At 67.6% G+C, this 16,450-nt stretch carries 17 protein-coding genes; 15 read left to right on the forward strand and 2 right to left on the reverse strand.

The annotated features are described in order from the left end of the window. Positions 1-177: 177 nt before the first annotated feature. On the reverse strand, positions 178-825 hold the full coding sequence (locus tag ACZYX4_RS08605) for an acVLRF1 family peptidyl-tRNA hydrolase (RefSeq protein ID WP_463875120.1): 648 nt from the start codon (positions 823-825) through the stop codon (positions 178-180). Between the two features lie 60 nt (positions 826-885). On the opposite strand from ACZYX4_RS08605, the gene ACZYX4_RS08610 reads away from it, so the two are divergent. The 15 genes from ACZYX4_RS08610 to nusB all read left to right on the forward strand — a co-directional run bounded on the left by ACZYX4_RS08610 (position 886) and on the right by nusB (position 15,093). Next, positions 886-2,346, forward strand: a complete 1,461-nt coding sequence (locus ACZYX4_RS08610) for a replication-associated recombination protein A (RefSeq protein WP_463875121.1) — start codon at positions 886-888, stop codon at positions 2,344-2,346. A gap of 306 nt (positions 2,347-2,652) precedes the next feature. After that, positions 2,653-2,955: a cupin domain-containing protein gene (locus ACZYX4_RS08615; protein WP_463875122.1), complete on the forward strand. Its 303-nt coding sequence runs from the start codon at positions 2,653-2,655 to the stop codon at positions 2,953-2,955. A 205-nt stretch (positions 2,956-3,160) separates the two neighbouring features. After that, positions 3,161-3,787 (forward strand): 30S ribosomal protein S4, encoded by a 627-nt coding sequence (gene rpsD / locus ACZYX4_RS08620; protein ID WP_463875123.1) that lies wholly within the window; start codon positions 3,161-3,163, stop codon positions 3,785-3,787. Between the two features lie 145 nt (positions 3,788-3,932). Next, complete coding sequence (locus ACZYX4_RS08625) at positions 3,933-4,307, forward strand: DUF948 domain-containing protein (RefSeq protein ID WP_463875125.1); 375 nt, start codon at positions 3,933-3,935, stop codon at positions 4,305-4,307. Positions 4,308-4,327: 20 nt separating this feature from the next. Further along, on the forward strand, positions 4,328-4,594 hold the full coding sequence (locus ACZYX4_RS08630) for a DUF6167 family protein (protein WP_463875126.1): 267 nt from the start codon (positions 4,328-4,330) through the stop codon (positions 4,592-4,594). A 146-nt stretch (positions 4,595-4,740) separates the two neighbouring features. Continuing rightward, positions 4,741-7,419 carry an alanine--tRNA ligase gene (gene alaS, locus ACZYX4_RS08635; protein WP_463875127.1) on the forward strand — a complete coding sequence of 893 codons (2,679 nt, stop codon included), beginning with the start codon at positions 4,741-4,743 and terminating at the stop codon, positions 7,417-7,419. Between the two features lie 10 nt (positions 7,420-7,429). Continuing rightward, positions 7,430-8,044, forward strand: a complete 615-nt coding sequence (gene ruvX / locus ACZYX4_RS08640; RefSeq protein WP_463875128.1) for a Holliday junction resolvase RuvX — start codon at positions 7,430-7,432, stop codon at positions 8,042-8,044. Next, positions 8,025-9,581 carry an endolytic transglycosylase MltG gene (locus ACZYX4_RS08645; protein ID WP_463875130.1) on the forward strand — a complete coding sequence of 519 codons (1,557 nt, stop codon included), beginning with the start codon at positions 8,025-8,027 and terminating at the stop codon, positions 9,579-9,581. Before ruvX ends, ACZYX4_RS08645 begins: the two co-directional genes overlap by 20 nt. Beyond that, positions 9,578-10,501, forward strand: a complete 924-nt coding sequence (locus ACZYX4_RS08650) for a shikimate dehydrogenase (RefSeq protein WP_463875131.1) — start codon at positions 9,578-9,580, stop codon at positions 10,499-10,501. The genes ACZYX4_RS08645 and ACZYX4_RS08650 overlap by 4 nt, the downstream gene beginning before the upstream one ends. Before the next feature lie 26 nt (positions 10,502-10,527). Further along, positions 10,528-11,727: a chorismate synthase gene (aroC, locus tag ACZYX4_RS08655; protein ID WP_463875132.1), complete on the forward strand. Its 1,200-nt coding sequence runs from the start codon at positions 10,528-10,530 to the stop codon at positions 11,725-11,727. Then, entirely contained in the window at positions 11,727-12,332 is a 606-nt protein-coding gene (locus tag ACZYX4_RS08660; RefSeq protein ID WP_463875134.1) for a shikimate kinase, read from the forward strand. The genes aroC and ACZYX4_RS08660 overlap by 1 nt, the downstream gene beginning before the upstream one ends. Then, positions 12,329-13,420: a 3-dehydroquinate synthase gene (gene aroB / locus ACZYX4_RS08665; RefSeq protein ID WP_463875135.1), complete on the forward strand. Its 1,092-nt coding sequence runs from the start codon at positions 12,329-12,331 to the stop codon at positions 13,418-13,420. The genes ACZYX4_RS08660 and aroB overlap by 4 nt, the downstream gene beginning before the upstream one ends. Further along, complete coding sequence (locus tag ACZYX4_RS08670) at positions 13,420-13,938, forward strand: tetratricopeptide repeat protein (RefSeq protein WP_463875136.1); 519 nt, start codon at positions 13,420-13,422, stop codon at positions 13,936-13,938. The genes aroB and ACZYX4_RS08670 overlap by 1 nt, the downstream gene beginning before the upstream one ends. Positions 13,939-14,119: 181 nt before the next feature. Then, positions 14,120-14,683 carry an elongation factor P gene (gene efp / locus ACZYX4_RS08675; protein ID WP_024368580.1) on the forward strand — a complete coding sequence of 188 codons (564 nt, stop codon included), beginning with the start codon at positions 14,120-14,122 and terminating at the stop codon, positions 14,681-14,683. Continuing rightward, positions 14,683-15,093 (forward strand): transcription antitermination factor NusB, encoded by a 411-nt coding sequence (gene nusB / locus ACZYX4_RS08680; RefSeq protein ID WP_069951903.1) that lies wholly within the window; start codon positions 14,683-14,685, stop codon positions 15,091-15,093. The genes efp and nusB overlap by 1 nt, the downstream gene beginning before the upstream one ends. 72 nt (positions 15,094-15,165) lie before the next feature. Here nusB and ACZYX4_RS08685 read toward each other — a convergent pair whose 3' ends face one another. Then, on the reverse strand, positions 15,166-16,431 hold the full coding sequence (locus ACZYX4_RS08685) for a PrsW family intramembrane metalloprotease (RefSeq protein WP_463875312.1): 1,266 nt from the start codon (positions 16,429-16,431) through the stop codon (positions 15,166-15,168). Positions 16,432-16,450 lie beyond the last annotated feature (19 nt).

Here is a 16,450-nt window from a genome sequence, read left to right on the forward strand (position 1 = left end):
AGACTCCCGCGCCGACAGCTACTGCCTGCGCTACCGGCCCGCAGGCCGCCGCCCGCAGGCCGCGGCCCGCAGATGATCGACACCGGGATGAGCCACATCGGGTTCCGCTGCGCCGCCCCGCTCACTGTCCCGCCCGCCGCACCGCCCGCCGCACCGCCCGCCAGGAACTAGCCGTTCCTACGCCGGCGGGTCCGTGACCTGGATCCGGACCGCGCACAGGTCCGCGGCGGCCTTCTTCAGGACCGCGGCGCGCGGGTCCGGGACGTCCAGAAACGCGAGCTTCGGCCGTGCGGCGTACTGTTTCAGCACCGGTTCGGCGAGGACCTGTTCGGCCAGGGTCCGGTCGCCGCCGGGCGCCAGGTACTCGATCCGGTGATCCGCGAAGATCCGGGCGGCATGGTCCGCCACAGCCTCCACCAGGGCATCGGCCTGGTTCGCCCGCCGCCGGGCAAACCGCTGCTGGGACCAGCCTCCGGCAGCCGTCCGTGACTGGACATGCCGCGTGCCGGTCTTGGACGCGAGCACCGCCCCGCCGCTGACCACCGCCACGGAATAACCTCCGCGCCGGACCAGCACGGCCCCGATACTCCGCGGCTGGGACGCGAGGGAAGCGAGGCGGGCGACGGCGTCGCTACCGCGCCCGGGACGACCGTCCACCGGCCACGGCGGTTGCAGCAGGGCCACGGCCCCGTCCCCGGCGCTCAGCTGCAGCCCGCCGTCGAGTTCCTCCTCAGCCAGGGGGCCGTGGCTCGCGGCGAAGCGCTCCACCCAGCCCGGCAGCCGGGCGCCGGAGACGAACGCCACACGGGTCTCGGGGGTTGTCATGGCGCGGGTCTCCGTTGTGAGGGTGTCGGGGCGGGCGGGAACTAGAAGTAGCCTATCTATGTGGATGATCTCTTTGGCGCAGGACGGGACAGCGGCGGCGCTATCGAGGATGACGGCGACGCCGAGGAACCGGGGGAGGGCCGCGCCTCCTCGCCGCGCAGCCCGCTCGCGGTCCGGATGCGGCCGCGGACGCTCGATGACGTGGTGGGCCAGCAGCACCTCCTCGGACAGGGCTCGCCGCTGCGCCAGCTCGCCGCCGGCACGGACGCCACCGGCCCCGCGGGTCCCAGTTCGCTGATTCTCTGGGGGCCTCCCGGCACCGGCAAAACCACGCTCGCGCACGTGATCGCCAAGGGCCCCGGCCGGAAATTCGTCGAGCTCTCCGCCATCACCGCCGGCGTCAAGGATGTCCGCCGCGTCATGGACGAAGCCCTCACCGCCCGCGACCTCTTCAAGACCACCACCGTGCTGTTCCTGGACGAGATCCACCGCTTCAACAAGGCCCAGCAGGACGCGCTGCTGCCCGGCGTCGAGAACCGCTGGGTGGTCCTGGTCGCCGCGACCACCGAAAACCCCTCCTTCTCCGTTGTCTCCCCGCTGCTTTCCCGGTCCCTGCTGCTGACCCTCAAACCGCTCACCGACGCCGACGTCGAGGCCCTGCTGCTGCGGGCCGCCGCTGACGCCCGCGGGCTCGGCGGCAAAGTCCAGCTCAGCGACGAGGCCCTGGCGCACCTGGTCCGGCTCTCCGGAGGGGACGCCCGCCGCGCACTGACCGCGCTCGAAGCGGCGGCCGGCGTCGCCTTCGGCGACGTCGACAACCCCGACACAGCCGGAGCAGGCGCAGTCGTGGCCGGCGCAGCTCCCGCCGCGGCCGGGGAAGCTCCGGTGAAGATCGAACTCAAGCACACGGAACGTGCCCTCGATGTCGCGTCCGTGCGCTACGACCGTGCCGGCGACCAGCACTACGACGTCGCCAGCGCCTTCATCAAATCCATCCGGGGATCCGACGTCGACGCCGCCCTGCACTATCTGGCACGGATGCTGGAGGCCGGGGAGGACCCGAAGTTCGTGGCCCGCCGCATCGTCATCTCAGCAGCCGAGGACATCGGAATGGCAGACCCCACGGCGCTGCAGACCGCCGTCGCCGCAGCCCAGGCCGTCCAGCTGATTGGCATGCCCGAGGGCCGCATCATCCTGGCCGAGGCCGTGGTCCACCTCGCCACCGCACCTAAATCCAACGCCGCTTACCTGGGGATCAACCAGGCGATCGCCGACGTCCGCGCCGGGCTTGGCAACGGCATTCCCGCCCACCTGCGCGATGCCCATTACCCGGGGTCCAAGCAACTGGGCCACGGGAAAGGCTACAAATACGCCCATGACGCGCCCCACTCTGTGGCCACCCAGCAGTACCCGCCGGACGACCTCGTGGGGCGCAACTACTACGAGCCGACCGCCAACGGCGCCGAACGGGACATCTCCACCCGGCTGGAACGGCTGCGCCGGATCATCCGGGGCAAGTGAGCCGCGGGTCCGGAAACTGCCCGTTGACTTACGGTCCTTGAGATCTAACGTGGAGTTATGTCAGCAAGGACCTGCTGAACGTGCGTGCCTGGTCGGGGACAGCAGCACATAGTGCCGGCTCTTCGCCTCCCGGACCTCAGGCTGGCGGCCGGCACATCAAGAGTCTGTCTCTATGCAACGCTTCGTCGCCCCAGTTGCAAGGTCGTGCCCCATGCCTGTCAATTTCGTCACAGCCCTGGCCGTTAAGTCCTTTGATCTCCGGACAGGAAACGGTGCCCTGACAACGCCGAATTCGATCTCGTCACAGTGAACGACTACTCGGTGGCGCGGCTGATCCTGGGCCCGGGCTGGCGGTGGTCCCAGTCCATCAGAGCCTTCGAGCAGACCGAGCTCTGCGAACACCACCATCTCGGGTTCTGCATCTCCGGGGTGATGGAAGTGGAATCCCCGGAAGGGTTGCGCTCCACCATCCGCGCCAACGATACCTTCGCGATTCCGCCCGGCCACGACGAATGGGTTGCGGGACCCGACCCGTTCGTGGCGGTCGAATTCCTCGGGGCGGCATCCTTCGGGCGGCGCAGCGGGCGGGGGGTGCATGCCAGGACCTGACGGCCCGCCGCCCCCGACATGGTAAGGTTGTTCGTTGTCTGGCAAGGCGCGGACGCACAATCCACTGATTTCAGCATCACACGCTGTTGCGTTGATGTGAAGGTGGGTTTGCCCTGTGCCCAGTAGCAAAAGGCAGCGGTTGGCCGATGCTCTCCATTATGGAGGCCAGTAACACTGACACACCGCAGATATTGGAAGGACACAAGTGGCTAACAACACTCGTGCTCGCCGAACCGCACGCCTTTCGCGTGCCCTCGGCATTGCTCTGACCCCCAAGGCCGCCAAGTACATGGAGCGCCGCCCGTACGGCCCCGGTGAGCATGGCCGTGCCCGCAAGAAGCAGGACTCCGACTACGCCGTACGTCTGCGCGAAAAGCAGCGTCTGCGCGCCCAGTACGGCATCCGCGAAGCCCAGATGACCCGTGCATTCGAAGAAGCACGCCGCACCAAGGGCCTGACCGGTGAAAACCTGATCGAACTGCTCGAGATGCGTCTCGACGCCCTCGTGCTGCGTGCCGGCTTCGCCCGCACCATCGCCTCTGCCCGCCAGCTGGTTGTCCACCGCCACATCCTGGTCGACGGCATCCGCGTTGACCGCCCGTCGTTCCGCGTCGCTGAGGGCCAGCTGGTCCACGTTCACAGCCGCAGCGAATCGATGGCTCCGTTCCAGGTCGCAGCAGCCGGCGCACACCGCGACGTCCTGCCGATGGTTCCGGCCTACCTGGACGTCAAGCTTGACGCCCTGCAGGCACGCCTGGTCCGTCGCCCCAAGCGCTCCGAGGTCCCCGTGACCTGCGAAGAGCAGCTCGTCGTGGAATTCTACGCACGCTAGATCCAACGCGACACCTTACAAAGAAGCCCGTGGCACGCGCCGCGGGCTTCTTTGTATGTAAGGTACTTGGGGGAGTTCTGCGGTTGCCGGCTGTGTCAGCCGGAGGAGCCCGCAGGGAAACGACGCAACAAGGAGATGAACGACTATGACTGGTGGCGATATTGCCGGCCTGATCGCGGCCGGAGTGTTTGCACTGCTGGTCCTGCTGCTCGCCGTGCCGATTTTGAAGCTCGGGGGAGTGTTCGACGAAGTCCGGACCTCGATCCGTTCCCTCAGCGACGGCGCGACCCCGCTCATGGACGAAGTCACGGCGACCGTCTCCACCACCAACGAGCAGCTGAAGAAGGTCGACGGGATCGCGAACAACGTCTCCGACGCGTCGGCCAACATCTCGGCGCTGTCCTCGCTGGTGGCCGCCACGGTGGGTTCGCCCCTGATTAAGGTCGCCTCCTTCAGCTACGGCGTCCGTTCGGCCTTCACCGCCCGTAAAAAGCCCGCCACCGGCCGCCGCAGCCGCTGATCCCCGCTGGAGAACCTGACATGAACAGAATCATCTGGATGGGAATCGGCGTCGCCATCGGCGTCATCGCGTTCCGCAAGATCACCGAGGCGCAGTCCAACCTGGGCCCGGAGGGCCTCAACCGGGCCGCCGGGCGGTTCGCCGACGGCCTGTACGACTTCGCCGACTCCGTCCGCGAAGGCATGAACGAGCGCGAGACGGAACTCCGAGGGGCTTTGGGCATTGATGCCGGCCTGGAAAAGGCCATCGGCCGCGGCAGTGCCGGCCGGGATGCAGTCCGGCGCTAGCCGGGAGAGAATTGAAAGACGGCGGCACCTGCTTCAGGGCCGCCGGCACGGCCGATGGCCGGGACCACACCGTTCCCGTGGACCACACGCGCAACCGCAGACGCAACAACAGACGCAGTGAATATTGAAGGGTACGTAATCAGCTCATGAAGTCGCAGGAGATCACTAAGCGCTGGATCGACTTTTTTGTCAGCAAGGGCCACACCGCGGTTCCCTCCGCTTCCCTGGTCTCCAGCGACCCTTCCCTGCTGTTCACGGTGGCCGGTATGGTCCCGTTCATCCCTTACCTGACCGCCCGGGAGGAAGCCCCCTACAAGCGCGCCACCAGCGTGCAGAAGTGCATCCGGACCGGCGACATCGAGGAAGTCGGCAAGACCGCACGCCACGGCACCTTCTTCCAGATGTGCGGCAACTTCTCGTTCGGCGATTACTTCAAGGAAGACGCCATCAAGTTCGCGTGGGAACTGCTCACCACGAACGTTGACGACGGCGGCTACGGCCTGCCGCCCGAGCGTCTCTGGGTCACCGTCTACGAAGAGGACGACGAGGCCGAGCAGCTCTGGCTCAAGAACACGGGGATGCCGTCCGAACGGATCCAGCGGATGGGCAAGGCGGACAACTACTGGTCCACCGGACAGCCGGGCCCGGCCGGCCCCTGCTCCGAGATCTACTACGACCGAGGCCCCGCCTACGGCGTCGAGGGCGGTCCGATCGCGGACGAGAACCGCTACGTGGAAATCTGGAACCTCGTGTTCATGCAGTACCAGATCGACAACGTGCGCTCGAAGGTGGACTTCGACATCACCGGCGAACTGCCCAAGAAGAACATCGACACCGGCCTTGGCATGGAACGTCTCGCGATGATCCTCCAGGACGTCGAGAACATGTACGAGACCGACCAGCTCCGCCCCGTCATCGACCGGGCCGCGGTGCTCTCCGGCCGGGAGTACACCTCGGCCGAGTCCGCCGAGGACCCGCACCACACCGACGACGTCCGGATGCGCGTTGTCGCCGACCACATCCGTTCCTCCCTGATGCTGATCGCCGACGGCGTCACCCCCTCCAACGAAGGCCGCGGCTACGTGCTGCGCCGCCTGATCCGCCGCGCCGTGCGCTCCATGCGCCTGCTCGGCGTCGAAAGGGCCTGCCTGCCGGAACTGCTGCCCGCCTCCCGCGACGCCATGAAGGGCGTCTACCCGATCGTGGAGACCGACTTCGACCGGATCAGCCGGATCGCCTACGCCGAGGAGAAGGCGTTCCTGCGCACCATCGCCTCCGGCACGGCCCGCCTTGAGGACGCAGTCAAGGAGTCCCAGGCCGCCGGCCGGGCGCTCTCCGGCGCCGACGCCTTTGCCCTGCACGACACCTACGGCTTCCCGATCGACCTCACCCTCGAAATGGCGGAAGAGGCCGGACTGAAGGTCGACGAGCCCGAATTCCGCAAGCTCATGCTCGAACAGCGCCAGCGCGCCCAGGCCGATGCCAAGGGCAAGAAGGGCTCCCACGCTGATCTCAGCGCCTTCCAGGAGCTGCTGTCCGCCGGGGAAACCGTCTTCACCGGCTACACCGAGCTCAGGGGCGAGTCCAAGGTCCGCGGCATCCTCGCCGCCGGGCGCAAGGTCTCCCAGGCCTCCACAGGCGACGAAATCGAGCTCGTCCTGGCCGAGACCCCGTTCTACGCCGAGGCCGGCGGCCAGGCCGCGGACACCGGACTGATCACCGGCGACGGCTTCATCGTCGAGGTCCTGGACGTCCAGCGCCCCATCAAGGGCTTGAGCGTGCACAAGGCAATCGTCCGGGAGGGCGAAATCGGCGCAGACTCACTCGTCCAGGCAGCCGTGGACCGGGAACGCCGGCACGCCGCCGAGCAGGCCCACACCGGCACCCACATCGTGCACGCGGCCCTGCACCAGATCCTCGGCCCGGAAGCGCTGCAGCGCGGCTCCTTCAACAAGGCCGGCTACCTGCGCTTCGACTTCGCCTGGGGTGAGGGCCTGAGCCCGGCCACCCGCTCAGAAATCGAAGAAGTCTCCAACATCGCCATCCGCAACAACTACCGGGTGGAGACCAGGATCATGGGCCTCGCCGAGGCCAAGGAACTCGGCGCTATGGCACTCTTCGGCGAGAACTACGGCAACGAAGTCCGCGTTGTGGAGATCGACGGCGCCTGGTCCCGCGAGCTTTGCGGCGGCACGCACGTCGGGAACACCTCGCTGATCGGCAGCCTCTCGCTGCTCGGGGAACAGTCCGTCGGGTCGGGAAACCGCCGCGTCGAGGCGTTCGTCGGTATGGACGCCTTCCGGCACCTCGCCGCCGAACGCGCCCTTGTCACCGAACTTACCGATTTACTCAAGGTTCCTTCCAGTCTCCTCGCGGACCGGATCGCCACCACGCTCACCAAACTCAAAACTGCCGAGAAGGAACTCGAGCGCCTGCGCAAGGAGCAGCTGACGGCCGCAGCCGCGCAGCTTGTGGGCACCGCCAAGGACGCCGCCGGCGTCAAGGTGATCGCGCACGACGCCGGCCAGGTCAGCGGCGCGGATGACCTCCGCGGCCTGGCACTGGACCTGCGGACGCGGCTCGGTTCCGAGCCGGCCGCCGTCGCAGTCGCCGGTGTCAGCAATGACCGTCCCGTGATCCTGATCGCCACCAACGAAGCTGGCCGTTCAGCCGGTGTCAAGGCAGGTGCCCTGGTGCGCCTCGCCGCCGGTATCCTCGGCGGCGGCGGTGGCGGCAAGGACGACGTCGCCCAGGGCGGCGGGACGGACGCCACCAAGGTCGGCGCGGCACTCGCTGCCGTCGTGGACGCCATCACCCGGCGATAATGGACAACCCATGAACGTAGCTGTGGAGCCCGGCGGCTACCCCCAGGGCGTCAAGCTCGGGGTAGACGTCGGCACTGTCAGGGTCGGCGTGGCGCTCTGCGACCGTGACGGCATCCTGGCCACCCCCCTGCGCACCCTGGAACGGAACGCGAAGAAGAACACCGACGTGCGGATCCTCGCGGCCCTGGCCGTGGACCTCGGCGTCGTGGAGATTTTTGTCGGCCTGCCGCGCACGATGAAGGGCGAGGAACATGCCTCGGCCCGGATGGCAACGGACTATGCGAAACTACTCGCGGGTAAACTGGAGGAGTGCGGGTCCGATGTTCCGGTCCGGATGGTCGACGAGCGCCTGAGTACCGTGTCGGCCCACCGGAGCCTGCACGAGGCTGGCATGAGCAGCCGACATCATCGTAAAGTAGTTGATCAGGTTGCAGCGGCAGGTATCCTGCAACATGCACTTGATATACAGAAGGCCAGGGGAACGGAAGTCGGAGTCCGCGTTTACGCGGAGTCCACGCCGGGGCCAACCGGGGACGGCGCTCAGGCCGGGCCGGCAGTGGACACGTATTCTGCGCAACGCATTCTGCCCGAAATGGAAGGCTACAGTGAGCCCGGTCAACAGTGACGACGCCTCCGGTGAAGTTTTCGGCCGCGCCGGCCAGCCGCTGACCCGTAAAGAGCTCAGGGCCCAACAGCAGGTCCAGGGGGCCGAGGGTGAGGACGTTATCCCGCCGCGGGTTGTCGAGACCGGCGAGGACGCCCCGCCTGCCGACGCCCCGCCTGCCGACGCCCCGCCTGCCGACGCGCCGGACCAGCCCGCGGCAGCCCCCACCGTGCATGACGATCCCGTGCACGTCGATCCCGTGCACGGGTACGCCGGTGGTGGTGCCCGTGAGGACGTCTTCCACAGCCTGGACGACGTTCTGGACCACGACCCCCCACATGACGCCCAGGCTCACGAAGGCCACGCCGTCCATCCTGACAGCGACGCCCGCTATGTTTACCACGAAGCGGACAGCCGCCCTGCCGAAGACCACGAGGAAGAGGGCCATGTTGTATTGGCCGGAGGTGCCGCTATCCCCACGCCCAAAGGCCCGTCCCAGAAGGTCCGCCGACGCCGTCGCCGCTTCCTTGCGCTGCTCCTGACCCTGTCGGTTTTTGTTGTTGCAATCGTTGTCGGCGCGCAGTTCCTCAAACCCCTCCTCGGCGGGGATGCGGCGTCAGACTACCCGGGTCCCGGAACCGGCGAGGTCAGCATCACCGTGCCCCCGGGCGCCGGGCCGAAGTCCGTGGCGACCGAGCTCCAGGACAAGAACGTGGTGGCGGACGCCGACTCGTTCCTGCGGGAATTCCTGGCCTCCGGTGGGGCGTTGGCGCCCGGAGACTTCACCATGCGCAACGAAATGAAGAACTCCGACGCCGTGGCCGTGCTGCTGAACAAGGACCAGGGCAAGGTCATGTACTTCGCGCTCAGCGCCGGACTCAGGATCGGCGAATCGCTCCAGGCCATCTCCCAGGGCACCGGAGTACCTGTTGCGCAACTCAAGGAGCTCAGTGACTCGCCCACCCAGTTCGGCGCTCCTGCCAAGGCTGCGAACCTCGAAGGCTTCCTGGCGCCCGGCGAGTACCGCTTCCCGCTCGGCACCCCGGCCAAGGACGTGCTGCAAAAGCTGGTGACGACCACCCTGGACGAGCTCACCTCCCAGGGCGTCACCGATCCCGCGAGGCAGTACGACGTCATCACAGTCGCTAGCATCGTGCAGGCCGAGGGCGGCCAGGCGGAGTACGGCGATGTGGCGGGCGCGATCTACAACCGCCTCAAGCCGGACAACCTCGAGACCAACGGGCTGATCCAGTCCGACGCCACGGTGACCTACGGGCTCGGCATCAAGAGCTTCCACATCGACGAGGCCCAGAAAGCCGACAAGTCCAACCTGTACAACACCTACGCCAACCAGGGCCTTCCGGTCGGGCCGATTGGCTCGCCGGGCAAGACGGCGATTGATGCGGCCGCCAAGCCCAAGACAAACGACTACCTGTACTGGGTGACGATAAACCTGGACACCAAGGAGACGTTGTTTTCCAAGACGCTGGCGGAGCACAACGTCTACGTGGACCAGTACAACTCGTGGTGCGAGGCCAACCCCGGCCGCTGCGTATGACGCTCCGGGCCGCCGTGCTCGGGCACCCGATCAGCCACTCAAAGTCACCGGCGCTGCACCGGGCCGCCTATGCCCACCTCGGTGTGGCGCTGGACTATTCGGCCGTCGATGTAACCGAGGACGCGCTGCCGGCCTTCATGGCCCGGGTCCGGGAGGACGTGCGGGCGGGGGAGAGCTGGCGCGGGCTGTCGGTCACCATGCCGCTGAAGTCCGGCATGGTCCGCGAGGTGGATGAGGTGCGTGGCGTGGCCCGCGACCTCGGGGTCATCAACACGGTCGCGTTCGAGCGCCCCGCCCCGGGAGACACCGCCGGCGCCACGCGCCTGATCGGCTACAACACCGACGTCGCCGGAATCGTCAACGCGCTCCGCCATGCGGGGGCCGCGTCTGCGCCCACCGCCGTCGTGCTGGGCGGCGGCGGCACCTCGGCCGCGGCGATCGCGGCGCTGAAGGAACTGGGCGCGCCGGACGCTGACATCTTCGTCCGCGACGTCACCCGCGCCGCGGAGGCACGGGCCGCCGCCGCAGCCCTCGGCCTTCCCATCCGCGTCCTTCCCCTGGCCGGAGCGGCTGCCGCCGTCGCCGGGGCCGACGTCGTCATCTCCACGCTGCCGCCCCGCGCCGCGGACCCGCTCGCGGGGGACCTTGTGGAGCTGTTCGCGCAACGCGCGGCCCGGCCATCCCGAAAAACCGCAGCGCCCCGGCCCGGCGTGTTGCTGGACGTCGCCTACGACCCCTGGCCCAGCCGGATCGCCTCCGCCTGGCAGGAGGCCGGCGGCACCGTGATCCCCGGTCTGGAGATGCTCATCTACCAGGCCGTGGAGCAGGTCCGCCATTTCACCGGCCTTGGTGACGCCGTACCGGCCGAAGTCATAGATGTGATGTGTGACGCAGTCGGGGCACCCCGACGGGTGTTCTAACCGCCTTACATGGCAGGATGGATTTTATGTTGCGTTGGTTGACTGCCGGAGAATCCCATGGCCCGGCACTGGTCGGAATTATTGAAGGCGTGCCCGCCGGTGTGGAACTCACCAGCGCCCGGATCGCCGATTCGCTGGCCCGCCGCCGGCTCGGCTATGGCCGCGGAGCGCGGATGAAGTTTGAGCAGGACGTGGTCACGATCCTCGGCGGCGTCCGCCACGGCATCACCCAGGGGGGCCCCGTCGCCATCCAGGTCGGCAACACCGAATGGCCCAAGTGGGAGCAGATCATGTCTGCCGATCCCGTGGACCCGGAGATCCTCGCCGACCAGGCCCGCAATGCCCCGCTGACCCGCCCCCGGCCCGGCCACGCGGACTTCACCGGCATGCAGAAATACGGCTTCGACGAGGCCCGGCCCGTGCTGGAGCGCGCCAGCGCCCGCGAAACAGCCACCCGTGTGGCCCTGGGCACCGTCGCCTCCGCGTTCCTCAAACAGCTCGGCATCGAACTCGTCTCGCACACAGTGTCGATCGCCAGCACCGCCGTCCCGGAAGGCCGGCCGCTGCCGGTCCCGGACAACGTCCTGGCCCTCGACGCTGACCCGCTGCGCTGCTTCGACCGCGAAACCTCCGACGCCATGGTCGCCGAGGTCGACATCGCGCACAAGGAAGGCGAAACCCTCGGCGGTGTCGTCGAGGTCCTCGCCTACGGACTCCCGCCGGGACTGGGCAGCTACGTCCACTGGGACCGGCGCCTCGATTCACGGCTGGCGGCTGCCCTGATGGGCATCCAGGCCATCAAGGGCGTCGAGGTCGGCGACGGCTTCCTCACCGCGTCCCGCCGCGGCTCGGCCGCCCACGACGAGATCGTCAAAGACGCCGACGGCAGGATCATCCGCACATCCAACCGGGCCGGCGGCATCGAAGGCGGCATGAGCATCGGCGACGTGCTCCGCGTCCGCGCCGCGATGAAGCCCATCGCCACCGTGCCGCGCGCCCTCAAGACCGTCGACGTCAGCACCGGAGAGGCCGCCAAGGCCCACCACCAGCGCTCCGACGTCTGTGCGGTCCCCGCGGCCGGCGTCGTCGCAGAAGCCATGGTGGCGCTCGTCCTGGCCGAGGCGGTCACGGAAAAGTTCGGCGGCGATTCCGTGCAGGAAACCGCACGCAACATCAAGGGTTATCTGGACAACATTCCGGCGTCCCTGGACTCGATCGGGCACTAGTGCCGGCCGAAACACCGGCAGCCCCGGCCGGGACGGCGGCCCGGCCCATCGCATTGATCGGGCCGATGGCGGTCGGTAAATCGGCCGTCGGACACCAGCTTGCCCAGCAGCTCGGAGCCCCGTTCGTGGACACCGACGTTATGGTGGCGGCCACCCACGGATCCATCGCGGAGATCTTCGCCAGCCGCGGTGAGCACGCCTTCCGTGAGCTTGAAGCCAGGGCTGTCGCACGGGCCATCGAGGACGGGCGGGGCAGCAATACGGTCATCTCACTGGGCGGCGGCGCCGTGCTGGACTCCGGCACCCAGCAACTGCTGGAGCGCTGCACCGTGGTCTACCTCCAATGCGACGCGGACACGGTGGCGGAACGGATCAGCAGGAATTCCGGGCGGCCACTGCTGGCCGGAGACGCCAGGGAACGATGGAAGACGCTGTTCGCCACCCGGCGGCCGGTCTACGAGCGGCTGGCCGACCTGGTCATCGATGTGCGGAACGGATCCGTTGCGGACATCGCACACCGTCTTGAAGATGCGCTGCGCGGGTATGGGGCCGCGGCAAGCGCGGCAGTACCCACACCAGCGGCGACAAAGGAAGTTGAAAAGTGAGCACCGAATCAACCGTCATCAAGGTCACCGGGCAGACGCCCGGGGAGAACTACGACGTCGTTGTGGGCCGCGGCCTGCTGGCCGGCCTCCCCGGGCTGCTGGGGGAGCGGGTCAAGCGTGTCCTGGTCATCCACCCGCGGGCACTGCGCCTCACCGGCGACACCGTCAGGGAAGAACTCGCCTCGGCCGGCTTCACGGCGCTGACCGCCGAGATCCCCGATGCCGAGGAAGGCAAGCACATCGAGGTGGCCTCCTTCTGCTGGCAGGTGCTGGGCCAGAATGACTTCACCCGTTCGGACGCTGTCGTCGCCGTCGGCGGCGGAGCCGTGACCGACCTCGCCGGGTTCGTGGCCGCTACCTGGCTGCGCGGCGTCAAGGTCATCCACATGCCCACCAGCCTGCTCGGCATGGTGGACGCCGCCGTCGGCGGCAAGACCGGCATCAACACCGCCGAAGGCAAGAACCTCGTGGGTGCATTCCACCCGCCTGCCGGTGTCCTCGCGGACCTCGACACCCTGGACACCCTGCCCAAGAACGAGATGATCTCCGGCATGGCCGAGGTCATCAAATGCGGCTTCATCGCAGACCCGGCCATCCTCGACCTGATCGAAAAGGATCCGGCCGCCGTCTCGGACCCCCGCTCCGAGGCCGTCCGGGAACTCATCGAACGCTCCATCACGGTGAAGGCCAGGGTCGTCTCCGATGACCTCAAGGAAACCGGCCAGCGCGAAATCCTCAACTACGGCCACACCCTGGGCCACGCGATCGAACTGGCCGAGCGCTACTCGTGGCGCCACGGCGCCGCGGTCTCCGTCGGCATGATGTTCGCCGCTGAGCTGGCCCGCAGTGTCGGGCGCCTCAGCGACGCCGACGCCGACCGGCACCGCAGCATCCTGGAGAGCCTGGGGCTGCCCATCACCTACCGGCGCGACCGCTGGCAGGCCCTGCTCGACGGCATGCGGCGGGACAAAAAGTCCCGCGGTGACCTGCTGCGCTTCGTGGTGCTCGACGGCGTGGCCCGCCCCGGCATCCTCGATGTCCCGGACACGTCCCTGCTGTTCGCCGCGTACCAGGAGATCGCCTCCTGATGGCCTTCTTCCGCGGCGGTACCAGCGACTGGCCGGATGCTGGGTTTCCCGGCATCAAGATCAATCCCGACACCCTGGTGCCGGAAATCGTCAACGAGGACGCGGTCGCCGCAGCGTTGGCGGCCTCGACCGACCCCGGTGACCGGATCCTCGTGCTGCTCGTCGAAGGTCACCCCGCCGACGCCGCCGAACTGCTCGCCGAGGCCCGGTACAGCGATCCTTCCTCTCTGCGCCTGCGCATCTTCGAAGCGGACGTCCTGCGGGTCTCGAACCGGCTGGACCGGGCCGTGGACCTGTTTCGCCAACTGCTGGCGGAGACCCGTGGCACGCCGGATGAGGCGGTCATCCGCCAGCACCTCGGAAGGTCCTACTTCGCCAGCGGCAACATCGCCTCCGCCGTCGAATCCTTCACCAAGGCGCTGGACCTGAGCGTTGCGGGATCGGCCGACGCTGCCCTGATCTACGCATCCACCGTGGCGGTCCAGCGCGCCCGGCATGTACTGGACCAAACTTCCTGAGGCGGTGCAGCCGGGCCCTCCGCGGAGGTGCCGCAGGGGAGCGTCCGGCGGCCGACCCACAAAACCGGTAGAATGAGTCTTGGATTTTTGATAAATACGCGCTGGCAGGCCATTCGGCCTGCTTGCCTGGCATAAACCGGCTGGCAGCTAGAAGCAGCCAGAAACGAAACCAGAGGATACAGTGGCAACCACTAACGACATCAAGAACGGAACCGTGCTGAAGCTGGAGGGCCAGCTCTGGAACATCATCGAGTTCCAGCACGTCAAGCCCGGCAAGGGTGGCGCGTTCGTGCGCACCAAGATGCGTAACGTGATGTCCGGCAAGGTCGTCGACAAGACCTTCAACGCCGGACTCAAGATCGAGACCGCCACGGTTGACCGCCGCGACTACCAGTACCTGTACCAGGACGGCGCGGACTTCGTGTTCATGGACACCTCCGACTTCGACCAGCTCACGGTCCCCGGCGCAACGGTCGGTGACGCCACCAACTTCATGCTGGAGAACCAGATGGTGAACATCGCCATCCACGAGGGCAACCCGCTCTACATCGAGCTTCCCCCGAGCGTTGTGCTCGAGATCACCTACACGGAGCCGGGCCTGCAGGGCGACCGCTCCTCGGCCGGCACCAAGCCCGCCACCCTTGAAACCGGCTACGAGATCCAGGTGCCGCTGTTCGTTGAGAACAACACCAAGGTCAAGGTCGACACCCGTGACGGCAGCTACCTCGGCCGGGTCAACGACTAGTGAGTGCACGCGGTAAGGCCCGTAACCGGGCCCTGGATGTTCTCTTCGAGGCGGAACAGCGTTCCGTTTCGGCTTTTGATGTGCTGAAGTCCCGCCGGGAACAGACGGACCAGATCGTCAACCCGTACACCCTCGAAATCGTTGAAGGCGTTGTCTCCCACCAGAGCGCGATCGACGAATTCCTGGAAACCTATTCACAGGGCTGGACCCTGGAGCGGATGCCCTCTGTGGACCGCATCATCCTGCGGATCGGCACCTGGGAGCTGCTCTACAACGATGACGTTCCCGACGGCGTTGCCGTCAGCGAGGCCGTGGCCCTGGCCAAGACCCTCTCCACGGATGAGTCGCCGTCGTTCATCAACGGCCTGCTGGGCCGGCTGCAGCAGCTGAAGCCTTCGCTGCTCGCCTGATCCTGCGCTCCAAAAGAACCCCGCCCGGGCCACCCCGGGCGGGGTTCTTGCTTTCCCCCTCAGCCGATCCCCTCAGCTGATGACGGCGGCCCGGAGCGCAGCGATCTCGGAAAGCTGGTGCCGCTCATCAAGCTGGTGCGCCGGCACGTCCCGGCCGCTGAGGATCCGCTGCCGGGTGAAGGCAAGTTGCGTGGCGGCCTGGAGCAGCGCCTTCATTTGCGGGCCCCGGCCGATGGAGTTGGCCCAGCGCAGGGCGGAACGCCGCCCGCCGGGGGTAGCCAGCATGTCCACCTCGGCCCCGGTGAACCAGCCCGCCGCCGCGTATTCCCTGAGCCGCTGGCGGGTGAGCCGGCGCTCCGCGACCCGCAGCAGCACGATGACGAGGACTGTCAGCAGAAAGATCGGAACCTGCACCAGCAGGTACTGGGCCAGGAAGTCCTGGCCCATGCTGTTCCAGGCGCTGTGCAGCAGCATCGCGGGAACGAGGCCGACGGCGAACGCGACCACGGACAGCCCGTTGTGCCAGCGGCGTGCGGCGAAGCCCATGATCAGCCCCGTGGTGCCCGTGAAAATGGCGTGGGCGAACGGTGACATGACGCCGCGGAGGAAGAACACCACCGCGAGTTCCGTGCCGGGGTCGGCCGATTCGGCGATCGCGCGGCCGAAGTAGAGGATGTTCTCGGTGAACGCGAAGCCGGCCGCGATCGTGAACGCGAACACCACACCGTCGACCGGCCCGTCGAAGTGTTTGCGGGCAAAGAGCAGCAGCAACAGCAGTCCCAGGGACTTGGCGAATTCCTCCACCACCGGCGCCTGGACCGTCACAGCGAACGTCGTGTAGTCCAGGCCCGAGGCCGGCCCCGCGGCGAGCGAGAAAAAGGGCTGGAGCAGCATCGTCACCGCAATCGACACCACGGCACCCCAGGCAAAGGCGAACAGCAGCAGCAACTTGGGTTCGGGCTCCCAGCGGTCGATGAAGCGCACTGTCAGCAGCACGGTCCCCAGCGGAATCAGCGAGGCGAGAAAGCCGATGACAAAGCCGGAGATGCCGGTGCTGCCCAGCAGGAACGGCAGGACCAGGAACAGGCTAATGAACGCGAGGAACCCGCCGGCCATCAGGAGCCCCACAACGCCGGGGGAGAGACGGCCGTTCCGGACCGGCGGCAGGGCGGGCGGGAGGACCGGCTGGACCCGGCCGGCGTTGTTGGCCGGTGCCTGCCGGTAGTACTCCGGCCGGACATGCCCCAGCCACGTCGGGTTGGCCTGCTGGGGAAGCGGCCGCGGGCCGCCGGGGGAGTAGCCGGGGTGGTCAGGGCCACGCCGCGGATCGTTCGTCATCATGCACCCGAGCCTATGT

The sequence above is a fragment of the Pseudarthrobacter leeuwenhoeki genome, from assembly GCF_055412885.1.